The following is a 22,094-nucleotide window of genomic DNA, read 5'->3' on the forward strand; positions in this document are numbered from 1 at the left end:
ACAGCCATCTATGTCCTAATCCTATTTTACATTAAGGATTTACAATTTTTATGAGCCAATTTCTTGGAACTGAATATTATGCAGTCTTGCGAAGAGGCCGTTTTGTCGGACTAGTTCGGTATAAGTACCATCTTCTTCAATACCATTTTCAGTTACGACCAATACACGGTCTGCATCTCGAATTGTTGCCAGGCGATGCGCGATGACCAAGGTTGTACGATTCACAGCTAGTTCATTCAAGGCTAACTGAATAATTTTTTCTGTTTCTGTATCAAGAGCTGAGGTAGCTTCATCTAAAATAAGGATCGGTGGGTTCTTTAAAAACATGCGCGCAATCGCTAGGCGTTGCTTTTGCCCTCCGGATAATTTTAACCCTCGCTCACCGACTTGAGTTTCATAGCCTTCAGGAAGTGAAGCTATAAAGTCTTCTAAATGAGCTTTCCTAGCTGCTTCACGTATTTCCTCTTCACTGGCATCCTGCTTCCCATAAGCAATATTTTCTCGAATTGTTCCGGTAAACAAAAAGACGTCCTGCTGAACAATCCCAATTTGTGAACGGAGCGAATGTTTCGTCATATCTCGAATATCCATTCCATCGATCATAATCGATCCTTTCTCCACATCATAGAAACGCGGGATCAAAGAACAAATTGTCGTTTTTCCCGCACCAGATGGTCCCACGAAGGCAACAGTTTCCCCTGCGCGAATATTTAAATCGATCCCTTTTAACACCTGTTTATGGTCATCATATTGAAAGTGGACATCCTCAAAGTGAATATTCCCCATTAGGTGATCAACTGCTAAAGCATTAGGACGATCTTGAATTTCTGGGTCTTGGTTAATAAGATCTAGGAAACGTTTAAATCCAGCCATTCCTTTCGGATATAATTCAAGTAAAGCACTAATTTTATCTACTGGTTTGATCAAAACATTTACATAAAGCACAAAACTAACCAATTCTCCATATGTTAATTTTCCATTAAAACTAAACCAAGCACCCACAACGAGCACTAATAATGTGACAAGTCTAGTCATCATATAAATACTGGAATGCGTCCCAGCCATAACTTTGTATGCAGCAAGCTTTGCGGTCCGAAATAGACCATTATCTTTTTTGAATCGCTTAATTTCAAAATTCTCATTTGTAAAAGATTGCACAACTCGAGCGCCAGAAACACTGTCTTCTACTCTCGCATTGACATCCGCAATCCGGCCGTACATATTTTTCCACGCATGATTCATTTTAATATTACAATAAGTGACCAACCAAATGAGGAATGGCACCATAATAAATGTGATCACCGCTAAACTCGGATTTATATGGAACATAATCGAAAAAGCACCGACAAATGTCATAATCGCAATAAAGAAATCTTCTGGTCCGTGATGGGCAAGTTCACCAATATCAAATAAATCATTCGAGATCCGACTCATAATATGCCCTGTCTTCGTATTATCAAAAAAACGAAACGATTGGCGTTGAACATGGGTAAATAATTGCTCCCGCATATCTGTTTCAATATTAATCCCTAACTTATGGCCTAAATAACTGACAATATATTGAAGCACTGTGCTCAATAAATACACAATCAGTAAAAGTATCCCCACTGTGAATATTTTATTCCAATCGCCTTCTGGTAATAGTTTATCAATAAACCATTGGACTGCGACTGGAAAGGCCAATTCCAAAATAGCTACAATTACAGCACTTGAAAAGTCAATAATAAACAATCGTCTATGTGGTTTATAATACGAAAAAAATTGTTTTAGCATCGCCTTACTCCTTCAATGATTAAATCTCACTACGTCAACACGTAAATGGCACTCCATCCATTTACGAATAATATATTTTTATCATTTTCAAGTATGTATACCAGATCCTAGCCTATCTCTTCTCCATAGAAAAAGAGTGTTTCAACAATTGTTTCAACACTCTTTCTCCAAGCATTAATTGTTATTTTCAATAAAGTTAGCCAACTGCGCAACAGCTTCTTCTTCATCGCTACCTGTAGCAGAAAGTGTCACTACTTCATTTGGGCCAATCGCAAGACTCATTAAACCCATAATACTTTTTGCATTGACATTTCTACCGCTTTTTTCAAGAAAGACATCTGCGGCGAAGTTGCTTGCCTCTTGAACAAATTCTGCTGCATGACGAGATTGTAATCCAGCTGGCAATTTTACTTCTATCTCTTTAACCACCATAGTTCCTCACCCCTTTACTTATTTATATGTGTTGCTTGTTTCACCTTTGCGTAATTTATCTGCAATTTCATCGATTTTTCTTAATCGATGATTAATGCCCGATTTACTAATTGGATTTCCAGAAACCATTTCACCTAATTCCTTCAAGGTTAAATCTTGATGTTCCATTCGTAAAATAGCAATTTCTCGAAGTTTCTCAGGTAAGATGTCTAAGCCCTCTGTTTCCTGAATATAGCGGATATTTTCCACTTGCCTTAATGAAGCGCCAATCGTTTTATTCAAATTAGCTGTTTCACAATTGACAAGCCGGTTTACAGAATTACGCATGTCCCGCACAATCCGAACATCCTCAAATTTTAGTAATGCATTATGAGCTCCGATCACTCCAAGAAAATCAGCAATTTTCTCGGCTTCTTTTAGATAGGTAATATACCCATTTTTTCGCTCTAAAAACTTGCTATTCAAGGAAAATTCATTCATAAGCTCACAAAGTGCCTCATTATGTTCTTTGTATAAAGAAGCAATTTCAAGATGATAGGAAGATGTCTCTGGATTATTTACTGAACCGCCTGCTAGAAAAGCCCCTCGTAAATACGAACGTTTGCAGCATTCATTCTCAATTAAATCTTGTTCAATATCATGGACAAAGGTAAAACCTTCCCCTAAAATCTTTAAATCTCGCAAAATTGATTCCGCCTGTTTTTTTAGACGGACAATATAAACATTATTTTTTTTGAGGCGCATTTTCTTCCTAACTAATAATTCTACCTCGGTTGCGTAAATCCTTTTTATTAAAACATAAATCCTTCTAGCAATGGCTGCATTTTCAGTTTGCACATTGACAACAAGTATGCGATTAGAAAAAGAAAGGGAACCATTCATTCTAATAAGGGCAGATAATTCGGCCTTTGCACAGCAATCTGCAGATTCTAATGTTGTTAATTCTTTTTTTGTGTCTGAAGCAAACGACACATCTGCCACCTCCTAAAAAAAAGCGCAAGCGCCCATAATATACGGCTAAGAGTACAATATCCTCTAAGCAAATTCATGAATCAATAGTTTTTTCCGGTTCATCTGCACTAGGAATTATGTACATTAAACAACCAATGAGCTGTGAACTCTTTCTTCTTGGCTGGAACCCAAGATAAGCTTCAATAAGTGGTTGCTAGTCGAATGGAATGCGGGCCAGATTCGTAGCAAAACGATCAATTTACTTCGTAATCCCATTACCTTTCAATAAGTGAGTACAAAATCTGAGCAACTTTTTCAGTATTATGCCGCACAAGCCCTTTATCTAAGCTAATAATTTCTTCCGCAATAACTTCAATTCCCAATTTTGCAAGGTTTTCTACATCAAATACAACCGGCCTTGCTTGCTCTTCTTGGTAGCGATATTTCAAATGGGATGGTATTGGTTCATTATTCACTAAGATAAGATCAATAAAAGAACAATCCATATGGGAATATAAAGCTTGGATATGATCACTCGCGGAGAAATTCAATGTCTCGCCAGGCTGTGTCATCAAATTGCAAATATATACTTTTTTCGCTTTTGCTTTACATATTTCTTCACCAATACCAGGAACTAATAGATTCGGTAAAATACTCGTGTATAAACTTCCAGGCCCCAATACGATCAAATCAGCTTCTCGAATGACCTGTATGGATTCCTCTAATGGTTTGATTGGCTCAGGTGTTAAAAAGACCCTTTTAACAGTTTTCCCCGCTTCAGGAATTTTCGATTCACCAATTACAATAGAACCATCTTCCATTTCAGCATTCAATACAACACATTGATTGGCTGCGGGAAGAACATGACCACGTACATTTAATACCCGGCTCATCTCTTGGATAGCATGAACAAAATTGCCAGTGATGGATGTGAGTGCCGCGAGAATTAAATTTCCTAGAGAATGGCCAGAAAGCTCACTATTTGAATTAAAACGATGCTGAAACATTTCAATGATTAAAGGTTCTTGATCTGATAAAGCAGCAATGACATTCCTTACATCCCCTGGTGGCGGTATTTCCATTTCTTCTCTTAATCTCCCTGAGCTACCTCCATCATCTGCCACTGTTACTATGGCGGATAACTCAACCGGAAGATTCTTCAAACCGCGCAAAAGAACGGGTAATCCTGTCCCCCCTCCTACGACAGCAATCTTGGGACTTGATGTTTCTGTCATAATGTTTTTCCCTTTCTTTTTTCAATATCTCGATGTGTAATCGATACATGATAATCATTTTCATAAAATTCACCAATATATTCAGAAAGAGCAACAGAACGATGTTGTCCACCCGTACAGCCAATCGCAATCACAAGCTGGCTTTTCCCTTCCCGCTTATAAAGAGGTAACATAAACGTCAGTAAATCTGTCGTTTTGGCCAGAAATTTCTGCGTGTCACTCCACTTTAATACATACTGATATACTTCCTCTTCCATTCCTGTTTTCGGGCGCATATGATCAATATAATGGGGATTCGGTAAGAAACGGACATCAAATACTAAATCCGCATCAATCGGAATTCCGTGTTTAAATCCAAATGACATGACATTAACTGTAAAAGTGGTCTTTTTATTCGCGGAAAAATCCTCGATAATTTTTTCGCGCAATTCTTTCGGTTGCATATTAGATGTATCATAAATTAATTGGGCGCGGCCTTTTAATTCATCTAATATATGGCGTTCTCGTCTGATTCCTTCAAGAGGTAACCCATCGGTTGCAAGCGGGTGAGAGCGACGAGTTTCTTTATATCGTCTAACAAGTGCTGCATCATTTGAGTCAAGAAAAAGAATTTGGGGTGTCATCCACGTTGAATCCGAAAGTTCATCCAAAACACGTAATAAAGTATCAAAAAATTCTCGCCCACGTAAATCCATTACAAGAGCTACTTTATTCATCTTATTTCCAGATTCCTTCATTAATTCCAGAAATTTAGGCATTAAAGCTGGTGGTAAGTTGTCCACACAAAAGAAACCTAAATCTTCAAAGCTGTGAACAGCAACTGTCTTTCCTGCCCCTGACATTCCCGTAATAATAACTAACTGTATCTCATCAGAAACTGCGTTCATTTATCCCACTCCTGTTTCCTTTTATCCTACGCAAACGGACAATAAGACCCATAGACAAATATATGGGATCCATTACAGACAAAATTCATTTCCTTCAAATTTAGCAGGAAGATCATAAAAACATCACATTTGATACCTATGTTTCAGCCTTTGTTCCTTATGAATATGAAAATGACTGAGCCTGATTTTAGCTTGCTATTATTATACTATTAACAGACTTGAAATGACAGTACTTCCATCATGGCAAATTTTTTACTGTTCTCCACTTTTCTCCCATTGACTCTTAGTATTATGATCTCCATTAATCCTTCCTTTCCGGGATGCCATTCATCAATGGCCAAGTGGGTATATTTATTTCTTTTTTAAACATAAAAAAAGAAGCACAAGCCTAAGGCTTATGCTTTTAAAAAAGGGATATTGTATAAAAAGGGGGTCAATATCTCATGTATATAATGTACCCGAAAATCATTTCACTACTGTTACAAACACATTAATTCAGTGTAACTTTTTTACTTATATAGGATGTTGCTCAAAACGGTGTTGTTATAGAATGATGACCCACACGAAGTGGGACAAAACGGTGTTGCCACAGGACGGTGCGAACTTAGCCATTCATCCTTTGTTCATCACGTTTTGAACATCCTCTTTAATTTGGAATCCCTATTTTATCCTTTAAATTTTCAATGTAGATTTGCGCACTTTGAGCCGCAATACTTCCGTCACCTGTAGCAGTTACAATTTGACGAAGTAGTTTGTCACGAACATCTCCAGCTGCAAAAACACCTGGGATTTTTGTTTCCATATCTTCATTTGTTTCGATATATCCTTGAGAGTTTGTAATCCCTAAGTTTTCAAATGGTTTTGTTAAAGGATCCATTCCAATGTAGACAAATACACCGTCAGTTTTGAAGTTAGATTCCTCACCAGTCTCTGTTGAAACAAGAGTAACAGACTCTACTTTACCATTTTCCCCATTAACTTCCTTTACAGTGTGATTCCAAATAAATTCAATTTTATCATTGGCAAAAGCGCGGTCTTGAAGAATTTTCTGGGCCCGCAATTCATCACGGCGATGTACGATTGTCACTTTGCTAGCAAAGCGAGTAAGGTAAACACCCTCTTCAACAGCAGAGTCTCCACCACCTACAACAACAAGCTCTCTATTCTTAAAGAAAGCCCCGTCACAAACAGCACAGTAAGAAACACCGCGTCCTGTCAATTCTTCTTCACCAGGAATACCAATCTTACGATACTCGGCACCTGTTGTAATAATGACAGCACGTGCTTTATATTCCTTATTACCTGCGTTTACCAATTTATATGTTTCTTTATCCACAACTTCTTTGATATCCCCATAGGCATATTCTGCTCCAAACTTTTTCGCATGGTCCATCATTTTCGTGGACAATTCTGGCCCAAGAATATTTTCAAAACCTGGATAGTTTTCGACATCCTCTGTATTAGCCATTTGACCGCCTGGAATACCGCGTTCAATCATTAAGGTTGAAAGATTGGATCTAGATGTATAAACAGCCGCTGTCATTCCAGCTGGTCCCGCTCCGATAATAATCACATCATATATTTTTTCGTCTGACATGCTGTACACTCCTTTTTGTCTATTTACACACGGCAATCGGAAAATAATGTGGGGGAGAGATCATTTTATTCCCTCGTTTTCCACATAATAAATCCGCATACCGTTTTTATAGTTAATGATCTACTACTATCGTATTAAACAGCGTCAGTTTCGTCTATTTATCTGCTCATTCCAATTCATTTTCCAAAATACGGACATACTTTCGTAAAGTGGAAGTGGAAATGGCATACTCCTCTGCTATTTCTAATTGTGTTTTTTTATTATGACGAGTTTTTAACCAAATATACTCAACTGCTCCCGCAAATGCGAAGGGATTTTTTATTACAGTTTGGTTTTCAATCAATTTTAAAAATGCTCGAAACCATAATAAGAGCAAGCTACGTCGTTCCCACGCTTGTACTTGGTACTTCTCGAATAATACCATAGCAACTTCATGGCCTTGTTTAATTTCTTCATAAGAAGAAAACTCAGGCTTTAATTCCGATTGTAAAATATAGGTTAAATATCTTTTTTCAAAGTAAGTGAATTGGTCTAAATCCATTTGCTCTATTTGTTTATAGATCTTTGATTTAGAAGTGGATACAGAAACTAAAAAGATCCCATAAAGCCGATTTTCTACATGCTCACTATTCAACCATCTCATAATCGTAGCATCCTCATTTTCAAAATGAGTGATCGCTTCTTCTGTGACCTTCCATGGTTCCTTTTGGGCAAGCGAAGAATTTAAATCGATTAATTTTTCCCAAGCATCTGAAGCTATTTTATAATTCCCAGAAAAATAAGCAGATTTAGCTAACCAATAATAATAAGAATAATCCCCTTCATAGCCATACTTTTGTAAATGACGCAGCCAATAATAAGCCTGATGATATTTTCCTGCCAAAGCAAAAGTTGCACCTAATTTATAACGATGTTCAAAATGAATCGGCTGAACCTTATCGAGTGCTTGCAGTAATTCCTCTAGCTCCTCTATTCTCTCTTCATAATATAGAAATACAGCTAAATTGCATAAAGCATGTAAATTTCCCGGACTTTGTTCCAATACACTTTGGATGATTTCAAAGGCTTGTTCAGTTTTTCCTTCATAAAAATACGCCAAGGCCAAATTATTATATGCTGGCCAAAGTTCCGGATAATCCTGCACCGTTTGTTCAAGTATTTCGATTGCTTGAGAAAATGAACCTTCTTGGAGCAAACTTCTTGCTTTGTCAAGATGGTCAATCATTTCATCTTGTTTAACAAGTTCAGAAAAATTTTCCTCATCTTCGATACCAATTAAATCTAATAACTCCTTTGCTTCCTCTGCAAATTCTCCAACTTTATCCAATTCAAGATAGAGGTGCGCATTCTTGTAAGCTTCTGTAAACATACCTAAATGCGCGAAATTATTAGCCAAAAAATAATAACACTCCGTTAAATTTTCATCTAACTCTGTCAAAACCTTTTTTAAAAGATCATTAGACTCCTCATATTCTCCCATTTCCGTATGAACAATCGCTAATTGACAGGCAATAATGGGTTCCAAAGGTTCTAATTCAAAAGCCCTTTTTAAATATTTTTTTGCTTGTTTCATATCAAAGCGATCATAAGCTTTAATACCTCTATTAAAATAGTATTCTCCTGTTGGGATAAAAGAGAATATTTTTGCTTTATCTAATTTCCCTTTCGAGTTGTTAAACATCAAGATCCTCCGTTGCTGTATTCCTTTGTCGCTTTTTGTAGTATATCATACGAGACCCATGCTGACACACCGCGAATATTGGAAACTTTTCTACTTTTATACCAATTTTTATTTAAAAATATCTAAACTAGGTAAATTTTCATATGTAGCGGCATTCTCCTTATTAAGTCCAGGCATTGACAAGACTTAATAAAAAAGACATAAATAAAACACCTATATTATTTAGGTGTTTTACTCGTACCATAGATAGGATCGTCCTTCCAACGCTCTTCACGTTCTTCCTTAGTATAAATCACTTTCATTGGGTTTCCCCCTACAAACGTCCCTGCAGGTACATCTTTATGAACAAGAGTACCTGCCGACACAATAGCATTATCACCGATTGTAATGCCAGGTAAAATCGTCGTATTTGCTCCAATCATAACATCGTCACCAATATCCACTGTCCCTAACCGATATTCCTTAATTAAGTATTCATGGGCTAGTATTGTAGTATTATAACCGATCACAGTATTTTCGCCAATCTTAATTTTCTCCGGAAACATTACGTCCAGCATGACCATTAACGCAAAAGCTGTTTTTGCACCGATCTCCATTTTTAAGAAGCGGCGATACATCCAACTTTTCATCCCTAAAAAAGGCGTGTATCTTGCTGTTTGAATGACAATAAAGTTTTTCACTACTTTCCAAAATGGAACAGTTTTATATACATGCCAAAGAGAATTCGCTCCCTCTACCGGAAAGCGCTCTGTTCGTCTCATTGAGGTTTGACTCCAATAATATTCAGTAAATCAGACATATGATCAAGCATAAAATCGGGATGATAGCTTTGTAAATGATCTTTCCCTTTCAAAGACCAAGCAACCCCACAAGTAGCAGTACCAGCATTTTTCCCACCAAGAATGTCATGATGATTATCACCAATCATCATTGTTTCCTCTGGTTGTGAATCCAATAGGTTCATGGCCTTGTTTAAAGGTTCAGGATCTGGCTTAACATTTTCGACTTCATCCATCGTGATCACAACTTTAAAAAATGATTCTAAATGAGTTAATTTCAAACCTTTCAAAACTGTATCTCTTTTCTTTGTTGAAACAATCGCTAGTTTATAGTTATTTTCATATAAAGTCCGGATTGTTTCAAATACGCCGTCAAACTCTTTTACAAGTAAATCATGTTGAGCAAGATTATGTTTACGATACACTTGGATCATTTCTTCCGCCTTCTCAGGATCTAAGCCATGGAACACATCGAATAAGGACGGCCCCATAAATGGAAGCACGTCTTCACGTTGATACTTTCCAGGGAAATATTGCTCCAATGTATGTAAATAAGAAGAAATGATTAATTCATTCGTGTCAATTAACGTTCCATCAAGATCGAACAATAAAGTTGTAATATTCTTTGTCATTTCAATACCCCTTCCTGTCATTTCTATCTAGTGAGGTGTGGTATTCAAAAAAGGTTAAAAAGAATCTTGCCGACTAAAGACTGTCGTCAAGCACCTAGGCTTTGACTAATCATTCGCAGTTCATGCGCCAACAAAATATATACTCACAACTCTCAACATACGTGAAAAATGGAGTTGGGCAATTTGTCTTCAACTGTGATGTTTTTCAGGCGTAGCGGTAAGGAATTTCCCTCACAACAAAAATCTTTCCCACATCGTTTTACCAATTTTTTGAATATCCGCTTCTAAGGTGTTCAGGAATCTTGATCCTTATATTTTTGTTTGGCCATTCCTGTATAACGACGATAAAACCAAATGGCCGCAGCGATTAAAATCAATACAAGTGAAATAACTTGAGCCATTCTTAAGGAATCTAGCATTAAGCTATCTGTTCGTAACCCTTCCACAAAAAACCGACCAATCGAGTACCAAATGATATAGCTTAAGAAAAGCTCCCCACGTCGTAATGAACTTTTTCTTAAAGCAATTAGTAAAATAAAACCGACAATATTCCAGACAGATTCATATAAAAATGTTGGGTGATAATATTCCCCATTTATGTACATTTGATCAATAATAAACTGTGGAAGATGAAGATTCTCTAAGAACGTTCTTGAAACAGCCTCTCCATGTGCTTCTTGGTTAATGAAATTGCCCCAGCGGCCAATTGCTTGTCCTAAAATAATGCTTGGAGCTGCAATATCGGCCAGCTTCCAAAAGGAAATTCCTTTTTTGCGACAAAAGATCACAGCGGTAATAACGGCTCCGATGAGCGCACCATGAATGGCAATACCGCCTTCCCAGATTTTAATAATCTTTTCTGGATGTTGAGAATAAAATCCCCATTCAAATATGACATAATAAAGCCGCGCACAAATTATCGAAATCGGAATCGCCCAGATCAGCAGGTCTGTAAATGTATCTTTAGGGAGACCTTTCTTATCCGATTCACGTACAGCCACAATAAGAGCTAGTGCGATTCCTAAACCAATAATAATGCCATACCAGCGAATTGCAAAAGGTCCTAATTCAATCGCTACTGGGTTAATTGGTTCAATTCCCATTCTCCCTCTCCTTTCTCATTATCATGTAATTGTATCTTGGTCACTCCCATTTTGAATGACTTCAGCCAGTCTTTCTGTAAATTGCTTCGCAGCATTAACTCCCATATTCTTCAAGCGGAAATTCATCGCAGCTACTTCAATAATAACAGCAAGGTTACGTCCAGGTCTTACAGGAATCGTTAATTTAGGAATTTCTGTATTAATGATCTTAACCTTATCCTCATCAAGCCCTACCCGGTCATAATGTTTTTGCTCGTCCCAAAGTTCTAAATGAACAGATAAGGTTATTTTTTTACTTGATCGAACTGCTCCTGCCCCAAATAAGGTCATCACATTGATGATCCCCAAGCCACGAATTTCTAAAAGTTGCTTTAATAATGGAGGTGGGCTTCCTACAAGCATATTTTCCTCAATTTCACTAATTTCCACACAATCATCGGCTACAAGCTGATGACCACGCTTAATTAAAGCCAATGCTGTCTCACTTTTACCAACACCACTTTGTCCTGTGAGCAATACACCAATACCATAAATATCAATTAAGACACCATGTACAGCTGTTGTTGGAGCTAATTCACTCTCTAAGTAGTTCGTCAACTTACTGGAAAAACGAGTGGTCTTCATCGATGTTCTTAATAAAGGAACACTGTTACGTTCCGATGATTCAATTAATTCTTTCGGGATTTCCAATCCTCTAGAAATAACAATAGCGGGTGTGATATCATTGCAAAGTAATTCCATTCGTTCTTTTCTTTCACTTTTCAATAATCTCCCACTAAAATCAATTTCTGTTCTGCCTAATAACTGCACACGTTCTGCAGGATAATAATTAAAGAAACCTGCTAACTCTAGGGCCGGACGAGAAATGTCTGTTGTTGTTATCGGTTTATGAACACCTTCTTCTCCACTTATAAGCTCTAAATCGAAACTCTTTATGATATCTTCTGTCCGAACTTTGGACAAGTCCATCACTCCTTGCCGTTTTTAAGTAATTATCCTTATGATGAGGTAACTAGACATCATTGTCTTATTTTATCATTACAGACTATATAAAAACCACTATTCGAATTAAGTTTTCTCTCGGTCAGTATTTTTATATACCCATTCTCTCTCTAGTTATGATAATTTCGCTGTAAAACGATAAAATCCAGTCAAGGGAATATTAGGATATTCACCAAGCCTAAAAATAGGTTGCATTACTCATCCATAACTTTGGCGATCATACTAAAAAAGCACTAGAGGTAGTAAACCTCTAGCACTTACTGGAAATTATTAGGCTCCGGTAAAATTTGTTCCAGTCTTCTTTTACCTGTGAGAATTGCTTTATGAATATCAATCTCTTCTACGCGGTTCGATAATGATTTTTTGAATCAAAACATTAATAATTGACATAATCACAGCAAGCAGCAAGGCTAAGCCAAATCCCGAAATCTCAAATAAGCTTCCCATTAAAGCATCTGTCATTAATAATGTACAAGCATTGATCACAAATAAAAATAATCCTAAGGTTAGTAAGGTAACGGGTAAGGTGAAAATAATCAGCAATGGGCGTACAAGCATATTTAATATAGATAAGATAATGCTAGCCCCAATGGCAGACCATATACTTGATACTTCCACTCCTTCAAAATAACCCGCAAAGGCGAGAAAGAGAAGGGCATTCACGATAATCCCTATACTCCACTTCATCTTACTGACCTTCTGTTTCCCGGATATAAATAGAGCCTGTCTTCGTGTTCGCCAATAAATGAACTCTTTCGTCACCTGTACCTGTCCGTTTGAATTTCACTTGCTTTTGAATAATCTCATTCTTTTCATGCATGATATCAATATCATTTAATTGGAGTTTATAATTTCCTACATTGGATTGAGCGTCTCCATCAATGGCGACTCCATACGGAAGTGTAATATGAATATTTCCTGTCACCGATTTTGTTTCCATGATACTTGGCGCTTGCTTCGTGACTATACAGTCGATATTGCCATTTAGGGATTGAAGGCCAAGATCTTTGAAAACACCTTCCGTTTTAATCGTACCATTGACTGTTTCAGCCTCTACCTTTTCAAGCTCTGATTCAACAAGCACTACTTGACCATTGACAGTGTCTAAATCAAGCTTTTCTCCTTGAAGATTTGTCAGATCTGCTTTTCCATTTGTCGTTTTAATGACGAAAGATTCTGCTTGTAAATTTGTTCCTCTTACACCGCCATTAAAGACACGAATGGAGATTTTCTTATACATTTTTTCAGGTATATAAACGACTGCTTCTACCTTCATCAGTTTAGATTGAGTGCCAAAGATTAATAGACCATTTTCAAATTTAAACATGCTATGATCTAGAAAATAGGTTCTTGCTTCTTCACGATCTTCTGTACGATAGACCTTTGCCTGGCATTCAATTCTTATTTCCGGTTGATCCCAAGTCTTGATTCTTACTGGACCGTTCGCTACATCAATATCGAGGCGATCGACCTGTTCACCAGCTTGTTGAAAAGTATGGGGGATTTCAACTGTTTGATTAAATTGAAAATCAAGATCCTTCATTTTATTAAATGTATTTTGAACAAAATCGAAGAGCCTTTCACCAGCAGCCTCTAACTGAGAATAGATCGTTTCGGTCGAATCCACTGTTTCCTTTTCTTTCTTTTCATCTGTTTGTTTCTCTTGGTGGGAAGTCTGTTCCTCTTGCTTATCGGTTTGAAAAGATGTACTTGGTTCTTCTTTCTGTTCTTTCGTATCAGAAGCAGAAGAATCCTCCTTAACAGCTCCCTCTTCAAGTGCTTCCAATAGAATAATCGCTTCTTGTGCTGAGAGCTTACCATTTTGTACCAATTCGAGTATGCGTTTCTTTTCTTCGTTCAAGTCAGCTTCCTCCTTTTAGGTTCTAACAGAATTTACGGATATAGACCTTTATAAGTTTCAAAAAAAGCAAATTTACATATAAAATTAATATTTGCTCTTAAGTGGGTGGATGGACTTTATCGTTCCTACGAACTGGCAAAGGACTTCTAGCTTCTCATTTGGAAAGCTATGGATACATCAAGAGCGCTCTCTTGATCTGCTGTGGCCAGGTATTCTCCTGTATTGATCCATCAAGAAGCGCTCTATCATTATGCTTTCGCAGTTATTTCCATTTTTTCCGCAATGCTTTGAGCCATCCGCTTTCTATCCCGTTCCAAAATAGGTTTCAAATATCGGCCTGTATAAGATTCTGCTGATTGGACAACTTTTTCAGGGGTACCTTTGGCAACAATGGTTCCGCCTTTATCGCCACCTTCAGGTCCTAAATCAATGAGATAATCAGCTGTTTTGATCACATCTAAGTTATGCTCAATAACTAAAACGGTGTCTCCGTTCTCCACAAGCCTTTGTAAAACACCTAATAAACGAGCAATATCATCTACATGCAATCCAGTTGTTGGCTCATCTAATATATATAAGGAGCGACCATTAGAACGACGATGCAGCTCAGAAGCCAGCTTCACCCTTTGTGCTTCCCCTCCTGAGAGAGTTGTGGCCGGTTGCCCCAGTTTCATATACCCAAGACCAACATCAACAATAGTTTGGAGTTTGCGCTTGATTTTTGGGATATTGGCAAAAAATTCTAACCCATCTTCAATAGTCATCTCTAAAACATCCGCAATATTTTTCCCTTTATATTTTACTTCCAATGTTTCCCGGTTATACCTACTACCGTGACAAACTTCACATGGAACATAAACATCAGGAAGAAAATGCATTTCAATTTTAATAATTCCATCTCCCCTGCAAGCTTCGCAGCGTCCACCTTTCACATTAAAGCTAAACCGGCCTTTTTTATAGCCTCTTACTTTTGCTTCATTTGTTGAGGCAAACACATCGCGCACATCATCAAATACACCTGTATACGTAGCAGGATTGGATCGTGGTGTTCTACCTATTGGGGATTGATCAATATCAATCACTTTTTCGAGCTCATCAATACCTTTTATCTCTCTGAATGCACCAGGTCTTGCTTTTGCTCTATGAAGCTTCTGAGCCAAGGTTTTATAGAGTACTTCATTGACTAAAGTACTTTTTCCAGAGCCCGATACGCCTGTAACAGCAACAAATAAACCAAGCGGGATTTTCACTTGCACATTTTTTAAATTATTTTCTTTTGCTCCCTTAATTTCAAGATAGCGACCATCTGGTTTACGACGTTCAATTGGTAGTGGTATAAACCTTTCACCTGATAAATATTGACCTGTCAAGGAAGCTTTGTTTGCGGCAACTTCTTCAGGTGTTCCTTGAGCGATGATTTCACCGCCGTGGACACCAGCACCTGGGCCAATATCAATTAAATAATCAGCAGCGAGCATTGTATCTTCGTCATGCTCAACCACAATTAAAGTATTGCCGATATCCCTCATGTTTTTTAAAGTGGCAATTAACCGATCATTATCTCGTTGATGCAAGCCAATCGATGGTTCATCTAATATATAGAGAACTCCTGTTAATCTTGACCCAATTTGCGTTGCTAAACGAATACGTTGAGCTTCCCCACCTGATAATGTACCAGCAGCTCTGTTTAGTGTTAAATATTCTAGGCCTACATTTACTAGAAAACCTAGTCTCTCTCCAACTTCCCGTAAAATTAATTTCGCAATTTGCATATCTTTCTCTGATAATGCTAGTTCATGAAAAAACTGATTAGCATCATTCACTGAGAGCTCTGTCAATTCACTAATATGATGACCAGCTATTTTCACCGCTAAACTTTCCTCTTTCAATCGATGTCCCTTACAGCGTGGACATGACTGCTGTGCCATATATTTCTCCATTTGTTCGCGTATATAATCAGAACTTGTTTCCCGATAGCGACGTTCCACATTATGAAGCACACCTTCAAAACGGACCCGGCTTTCACGCATTCGTCCAAAATCATTTTTATAGCGGAATGTAAATACTTCATCAGTCGCTCCATACAGAAGAAGTTTTACCTCTTCTTTTGGTAGCTCCTCTATCGGGGTATCCATATTAATTTTAAAATGGCTACAAACCGTTTTTAAAAGCTGTGGATAATACTGTGAGCTTACAGGAACCCAAGGTGCAATTGCATTTTCATTCAATGTTAACGAACGATCAGGGATCACAAGATCGGGATCTACTTCTAATGTTGACCCAAGTCCATCACAGTCAGGGCAAGCACCGAAAGGACTATTAAAAGAAAACATTCTTGGCTCTAATTTATCAATCGAAAATCCACATTCAGGGCAAGCATGATTCTCACTAAAAAGCAATTCCTCTTGTCCAATGATATCGATGATTACTTTTCCTTCACCTAAGCCAAGAGCTGTCTCTAATGAATCAGCTAATCGTGCTTCTACGCCTTCTTTAATAACAATTCGGTCAATAATCACTTCAATTGAATGTTTCTTATTTTTTTCAAGTGTGATTTCTTCTGAGAGATCTTCGACTTCTCCATCGATTCGAACTCGGACAAAACCTTGCTTCTTTATTCCTTCTAATACTTTAACATGGGCCCCTTTTCGCCCTGAAACGATTGGAGCAAGCACTTGTAATCTTGTCCGTTCTGGATAAGTCATAATCCGATCGACCATTTGTTCAATCGTTTGCGAACTGATTTCAATCCCATGGATGGGACAGATTGGCTTTCCTACTCGGGCAAAAAGTAAGCGAAGATAATCATAAATTTCTGTGACTGTTCCCACGGTTGAACGCGGATTTCGACTCGTCGTTTTTTGGTCAATCGAAATGGCTGGAGAAAGACCTTCAATAGTATCTACATCAGGTTTATCCATTTGACCTAAAAATTGCCGTGCATAAGCTGATAGAGATTCTACATATCTTCTTTGCCCTTCTGCATAAATGGTATCAAAGGCTAGGGAGGATTTTCCTGACCCTGATAAGCCCGTCAATACAACGAGCTTATCCCTTGGTATCGTAACATCAATATTTTTTAAATTATGAGCTCTTGCTCCTTGGATTATAATCTGATCTTGTGCCATGGTTTGCTCATCCTTCCGCTTTCAATTCCAATAAGGCATCACGTAATTGTGCTGCACGTTCAAAGTCTAAAGCTTTAGCAGCTTCCTTCATTTCCATTTCCATCGTTTCAATAAATTCTTCTCTTTCCTGTTTAGACATTTTTTTCAATTTGCCTTTAGCTGTATATTCTTCTGGGTCCTCAGCCGCAACCGTAGCACGAATGACATCACGAATATCCTTCTGAATCGTCATTGGCGTAATACCGTGTTCTTGATTATATTTTTCTTGAATAGAACGACGTCTCTCTGTTTCATGAATCGCTTTTTCCATGGAGTCTGTCACCCGATCAGCATACATGATGACGTGTCCGTCCGCATTTCTTGCCGCACGTCCAATCGTCTGTATGAGGGAACGTTCTGAACGCAAAAATCCTTCCTTATCGGCATCCAATATCGCAACAAGAGAAACTTCCGGTATATCCAATCCTTCTCTTAGCAGGTTAATACCTACTAAAACATCAAAGGTTCCCATTCGTAAATCGCGAATGATTTCAATCCGTTCTAATGTTTTAATTTCGGAATGCAAGTATTGCACCTTAACACCAATTTCTTTTAGGTAATCCGTTAAATCCTCTGACATCTTTTTCGTTAAAGTTGTGATAAGGACTCGTTCATTTCGTTCTACCCGTAATTGAATTTCACTAATCAAATCATCGATTTGCCCCTCAATCGGACGAACTTCAATTTTCGGATCCAGTAACCCTGTTGGTCGAATAATTTGTTCTACCATTTCCGGTGTATGTTCTAATTCAAATGGACCTGGAGTCGCCGAGACAAAAACAATCTGATTAATATGTTTTTCGAATTCATCAAACTTCAAGGGGCGATTGTCCAAAGCGGATGGTAAGCGGAAACCATGATCAACTAACACTTGCTTCCGTGCTTGGTCACCATTATACATTCCACGAATTTGCGGAAGCGTCACATGGGACTCATCGACAACAATTTGGAAATCATCAGGAAAATAATCAAGCAATGTATAAGGGGTAGCTCCTGCAGGTCTTAATGTTAAGTGACGTGAATAATTCTCAATTCCTGAACAAAAGCCCATTTCACGCATCATTTCTAAGTCATACCTTGTACGCTGTTCTAATCGCTGTGCCTCTAATAATTTGTCATTTTCCTTTAATATTGCCAATTGTTCTTCCAATTCTTTTTCAATATTCTCTATCGCTACCTTCATCTTATCTTCCCCAGTAACAAAGTGAGATGCTGGGAAAACTGCAGCATGATCTCGATCCCCCAGGACTTCACCAGTAATGACATCTACTTCCCGAATCCGATCGATCTCATCTCCAAAAAACTCAATTCGTATACAATGCTCATCCCGAGAGACCGGAAAGATTTCCACTACATCCCCACGAACACGAAAAGTTCCCCGTTGAAAGTCAATATCATTACGAGCGTACTGAATATCAACTAAACGACGCAATAATTGATTTCGTTCAATTTCCATTCCCGTTCTCATTGATAAAACATGATCACGATATTCGGATGGTGACCCCAAACCATAAATACAAGAAACACTGGCAATAATAATCACATCTTTACGTTCAAACAGGGCTGATGTCGCTGAATGTCGCAATTTATCAATTTCATCATTAATACTGGCATCTTTCTCTATATACGTATCTGTTTGGGGCACGTAGGCTTCTGGTTGATAGTAATCATAATAACTGACAAAATACTCAACAGCATTATTTGGAAAAAATTCTTTGAACTCACTATAAAGCTGTCCTGCAAGTGTCTTATTATGAGCGATAACCAATGTCGGCTTATTTACATCCCGAATCATATTAGAGATAGTAAAAGTCTTCCCAGTTCCGGTCGCTCCTAGTAAAGTTTGGTACCTTTTGCGATTATGAATTCCTTCAACAAGCTGTTCAATTGCTTTCGGTTGATCACCCGATGGCTTGTATCTTGATACTAATTCAAATGCCTGATCCAATAAGGTTTCCTCCTAACGAATTATTTTTTCTATATTATTTGAGTCCATTTCATATTGCAAATCCACTTGTATGAATATAGGCTAACTTTGATTTTCTGAAACTGTTGATTTCCGCTACAAGAAACAGTCTTCACCGGCGTAAAAGCGGTGTAATCTAATACCTCGAACAGCGCATTGTCTTCAAACCTTATAACACTAGTTAGTACCTGTAGATCACATTTTCTCCAAGTCATTCCATCAGCACCAACTAACCAGACTGTTTTCTGTATTGACAAACATTAAATATCACTCAGCATATTATCCAGATAAAAATTCAAGTAGCATATAAAATTGACTTATCTTGTTGTTATCTGTTCACTATTACATGTATTACATTTTACCACATTTCCAGTAAGGATAACCAGCAAAAAGCGAACGTATTTTCGTTGTAAAATTCAATAGAAACTCACAGCTATCATAATAGAAAAAAACAGGACCTTCTTGCGGGCCTGCCTCCATAAATTTATGCTTATTTACTTCTATCATCTATTTTCATTTGCTTTTTAGGCTTTTTCGATTTTACCATGCGATCTGTAACAAAAAGACCTAATGTTAATGATGCAGCCTCAATTGCAATCAATCCCCATCCATAAATATAGCCTTTATAAGCAGAAACAATAATTAAAGCTAATGTTAAGATAAAACTAACACTTCTTTTATATGTAACTCTTGTAAATAGGATCATCAATAAGGCTGGAATAAAAATTGCTGACAAAATTTTATCCATTGTCTCACCACTCCATTTTAAAACTTCACTGTAAACGTGGATTTAAAAAGATGGATAAAAAGACCAAGTTGACGAACTACTTTGGCGTCCTGTCAGTAATACTGACAACAGTACATCCTATCCTGTTGCTCGAATTTCCCGGTGCGAAAGCTTGCACAATACACTTCAATGTTCCCCATACAAAATAGTGTTTTTGCAGGGTATCCTTTTTCCAAAACGTAGCAACGAAAAAGCAAGCTAACAGAAAGTGATGACCTCAATATTCGGCACAGGATCTGTCGGTATTTTGTCAAAGACCCTCTCTCGAATTGTCATTTTTATCAAGCCAGCAGGACGCGGGTCCCAAAGGCGTGACGATTGGTGTCGCGAATTCAGGCCAACAGGACGTTGGTCAGAACAGCGTTGCGTCAGGACGGCGCGAACTTAGCCGTTCATCCACTTGATCCTTACTTTTTAAACATCTCCTATTAGTTTTTCTCATCTACTGAAAAAATGCAAGTTTTAGCTTTCTCTAGTTAATTTTTATTTGCAAGAAATTATACAGAGTGTTTGAAACATATGAGATAAAAAATGATTTAGGCAGTAGAAAATGAGTGCATTGCATAGCTGCACTCTGATCATAGGAAGTAATTTTTTATTTTTTCATCCAAATTCTCCCATAATATATTGTTTTGTTTTTTCATGACGTGGATTCGAAAAAATACTTTGCGTTGCCCCATATTCTACAATTTCACCATTTAGAAAAAAGGCCGTTTGATCAGAAATCCGCGCAGCTTGTTGCATATTATGAGTAACAATGACAATCGTAAATTTTTCCTTTAATTTCAAAATAAGACTTTCTAGTTTTTTGGTTGAAATGGGATCTAAGGCTGATGTGGGTTCATCCATTAAAATCACATCTGGTTGAATGGCAAGAACTCTAGCAATCACTAAACGTTGTTGTTGTCCGCCTGATAAGCTTGTAGCAGGAGCATGTAAATCATCCTTCACTTCCTCCCATAGAGCAGCGGAGCGAAGACAAGATTCTACTGTTTGATTCAAAAATGCTTTATCCTTTCGTCCATGAATTCTTGGGCCATAGGCAACATTATCATAGATCGATACAGGGAATGGATTGGCTTGCTGAAATACCATTCCAACCTTTTTCCTTAAGTCAACGACATCCACATTAGGGTTGGTGATCTCGAGATTATGCAAGTAGATTTTTCCTTCGGTGCGACTTTCCGGAATAAAATCATTCATGCGATTGATTGTGCGCAGGAAGGTTGATTTTCCACAACCAGAGGGACCAATTAAAGCAGTAATTTTATTTTTTTCGATCTCAAGCTGAATATTTTTAAGGGCTTGGAATGTCCCATAATAAAATTGAAGATTTTCCGCTTTAATGGCGATATCTTTATTATGCTGTTGATGTAATGTGAGAACCATAGATTCCACTCCTTAACCAAAGTTTCCAGCAATATATCCTGCTGTCCGTTCATCTTGCGGGGTAGTGAATATTTCTTCTGTTGCCCCAAACTCTACTAAATTCCCCATATAAAAGAAGGCTGTGTAATCAGATATTCGGGCAGCTTGCTGCATATTATGTGTTACAACAATAATTGTATATTCCTTTTTTAATTCACACATTAACTCTTCTATCTTTCTAGTTGAAATAGGATCTAATGCAGAGGCAGGTTCATCTAATAATAACACCTGTGGCTTTAATGCAATCGCCCTAGCAATACATAAACGTTGCTGTTGTCCCCCTGAGAGACTTAAAGCTGATGAGTGAAGTTTATCTTTTACTTCATCCCATAATGCTGCTTTTCTTAGCGCTGTTTCAACAATTTCGTCTAACTCTTTTTTCTTTTTTACTCCATGATGTGCTGGCCCATAAGCAACATTTTTATAGATTGATTTAGCAAATGGATTAGGCTTTTGAAAAACCATCCCAATTTGCTTACGTAATTCAAATGCGTTTACTTCTGGAGAATGAATTTCAATATCGCGATAATGGATCTTTCCAGTTATTTGGCAATGAGCAATACTATCATTCATTCGATTCAGGCAACGCAGGAAGGTTGATTTTCCACAACCAGAAGGACCAATTAAAGCTGTAATCGCCTGATCTGGAAATTTGAGATTAATATTTTGAACGGCTAATTTATCGCCATAAGCAACAGTAACTCCTTCAGCAGATAGAATAGAATGTGTGGGGAGAAAAACCACATTTTTTTTCGGAACAAAACTTTCCCTTTGAACACTTCGATTTACTTCCTTTGCAATAGCCATTTTCAT

Annotated in this window: 18 protein-coding genes; all 18 read right to left on the reverse strand. The window is 37.6% G+C overall.

Annotated features, from left to right (window positions below; all coding sequences use genetic code 11):
* Positions 1–48: 48 nt before the first annotated feature.
* Complete coding sequence (locus J2Z23_RS00930; protein ID WP_057984042.1) at positions 49–1,773, reverse strand: ABC transporter ATP-binding protein; 1,725 nt, start codon at positions 1,771–1,773, stop codon at positions 49–51.
* Positions 1,774–1,947: 174 nt separating this feature from the next.
* A complete protein-coding gene (locus J2Z23_RS00935) occupies positions 1,948–2,205 on the reverse strand; it encodes an HPr family phosphocarrier protein (RefSeq protein ID WP_057984040.1) in 258 nt (85 codons plus the stop codon).
* An 18-nt stretch (positions 2,206–2,223) separates the two neighbouring features.
* A complete protein-coding gene (gene whiA / locus J2Z23_RS00940) occupies positions 2,224–3,177 on the reverse strand; it encodes a DNA-binding protein WhiA (protein WP_209972978.1) in 954 nt (317 codons plus the stop codon).
* Between the two features lie 254 nt (positions 3,178–3,431).
* Positions 3,432–4,391, reverse strand: coding sequence for a gluconeogenesis factor YvcK family protein (locus tag J2Z23_RS00945; RefSeq protein WP_057984037.1), 960 nt, complete (start codon positions 4,389–4,391; stop codon positions 3,432–3,434).
* Positions 4,388–5,278: an RNase adapter RapZ gene (gene rapZ / locus J2Z23_RS00950; protein ID WP_064468631.1), complete on the reverse strand. Its 891-nt coding sequence runs from the start codon at positions 5,276–5,278 to the stop codon at positions 4,388–4,390. The genes J2Z23_RS00945 and rapZ overlap by 4 nt, the downstream gene beginning before the upstream one ends.
* A gap of 646 nt (positions 5,279–5,924) precedes the next feature.
* On the reverse strand, positions 5,925–6,875 hold the full coding sequence (gene trxB, locus J2Z23_RS00955) for a thioredoxin-disulfide reductase (RefSeq protein ID WP_064468632.1): 951 nt from the start codon (positions 6,873–6,875) through the stop codon (positions 5,925–5,927).
* Between the two features lie 166 nt (positions 6,876–7,041).
* Complete coding sequence (locus tag J2Z23_RS00960) at positions 7,042–8,556, reverse strand: tetratricopeptide repeat protein (protein ID WP_057984026.1); 1,515 nt, start codon at positions 8,554–8,556, stop codon at positions 7,042–7,044.
* A gap of 218 nt (positions 8,557–8,774) precedes the next feature.
* The gene (locus tag J2Z23_RS00965; protein ID WP_057984024.1) at positions 8,775–9,317 is read right to left on the reverse strand and encodes an acyltransferase; all 543 of its coding nucleotides are present in this window, start codon (positions 9,315–9,317) and stop codon (positions 8,775–8,777) included.
* Positions 9,314–9,967 (reverse strand): pyrophosphatase PpaX, encoded by a 654-nt coding sequence (gene ppaX / locus J2Z23_RS00970; RefSeq protein WP_057984022.1) that lies wholly within the window; start codon positions 9,965–9,967, stop codon positions 9,314–9,316. The genes J2Z23_RS00965 and ppaX overlap by 4 nt, the downstream gene beginning before the upstream one ends.
* Before the next feature lie 293 nt (positions 9,968–10,260).
* Positions 10,261–11,070, reverse strand: coding sequence for a prolipoprotein diacylglyceryl transferase (lgt, locus tag J2Z23_RS00975; protein WP_057984020.1), 810 nt, complete (start codon positions 11,068–11,070; stop codon positions 10,261–10,263).
* Between the two features lie 21 nt (positions 11,071–11,091).
* Positions 11,092–12,033: an HPr(Ser) kinase/phosphatase gene (gene hprK / locus J2Z23_RS00980; protein WP_057984018.1), complete on the reverse strand. Its 942-nt coding sequence runs from the start codon at positions 12,031–12,033 to the stop codon at positions 11,092–11,094.
* A gap of 369 nt (positions 12,034–12,402) precedes the next feature.
* Positions 12,403–12,759: a phage holin family protein gene (locus J2Z23_RS00985; RefSeq protein WP_057984016.1), complete on the reverse strand. Its 357-nt coding sequence runs from the start codon at positions 12,757–12,759 to the stop codon at positions 12,403–12,405.
* A gap of 1 nt (position 12,760) precedes the next feature.
* Positions 12,761–13,933, reverse strand: a complete 1,173-nt coding sequence (locus J2Z23_RS00990) for a DUF4097 family beta strand repeat-containing protein (RefSeq protein WP_064468634.1) — start codon at positions 13,931–13,933, stop codon at positions 12,761–12,763.
* A gap of 248 nt (positions 13,934–14,181) precedes the next feature.
* Positions 14,182–17,061 (reverse strand): excinuclease ABC subunit UvrA, encoded by a 2,880-nt coding sequence (gene uvrA / locus J2Z23_RS00995; protein WP_209972980.1) that lies wholly within the window; start codon positions 17,059–17,061, stop codon positions 14,182–14,184.
* A gap of 7 nt (positions 17,062–17,068) precedes the next feature.
* Entirely contained in the window at positions 17,069–19,048 is a 1,980-nt protein-coding gene (uvrB, locus tag J2Z23_RS01000; RefSeq protein WP_057984010.1) for an excinuclease ABC subunit UvrB, read from the reverse strand.
* Positions 19,049–19,556: 508 nt separating this feature from the next.
* Positions 19,557–19,814, reverse strand: a complete 258-nt coding sequence (locus J2Z23_RS01005) for a DUF2198 family protein (RefSeq protein ID WP_057984005.1) — start codon at positions 19,812–19,814, stop codon at positions 19,557–19,559.
* Positions 19,815–20,456: 642 nt separating this feature from the next.
* Positions 20,457–21,242 (reverse strand): phosphate ABC transporter ATP-binding protein PstB, encoded by a 786-nt coding sequence (gene pstB, locus J2Z23_RS01010; RefSeq protein ID WP_057984003.1) that lies wholly within the window; start codon positions 21,240–21,242, stop codon positions 20,457–20,459.
* A gap of 12 nt (positions 21,243–21,254) precedes the next feature.
* Positions 21,255–22,088, reverse strand: coding sequence for a phosphate ABC transporter ATP-binding protein PstB (pstB, locus tag J2Z23_RS01015; RefSeq protein WP_082881425.1), 834 nt, complete (start codon positions 22,086–22,088; stop codon positions 21,255–21,257).
* Between the last annotated feature and the right edge of the window lie 6 nt (positions 22,089–22,094).

It is taken from the genome of Lederbergia galactosidilytica, assembly GCF_017873565.1.
GTDB lineage: Bacteria > Bacillota > Bacilli > Bacillales > Bacillaceae_C > Lederbergia > Lederbergia galactosidilytica.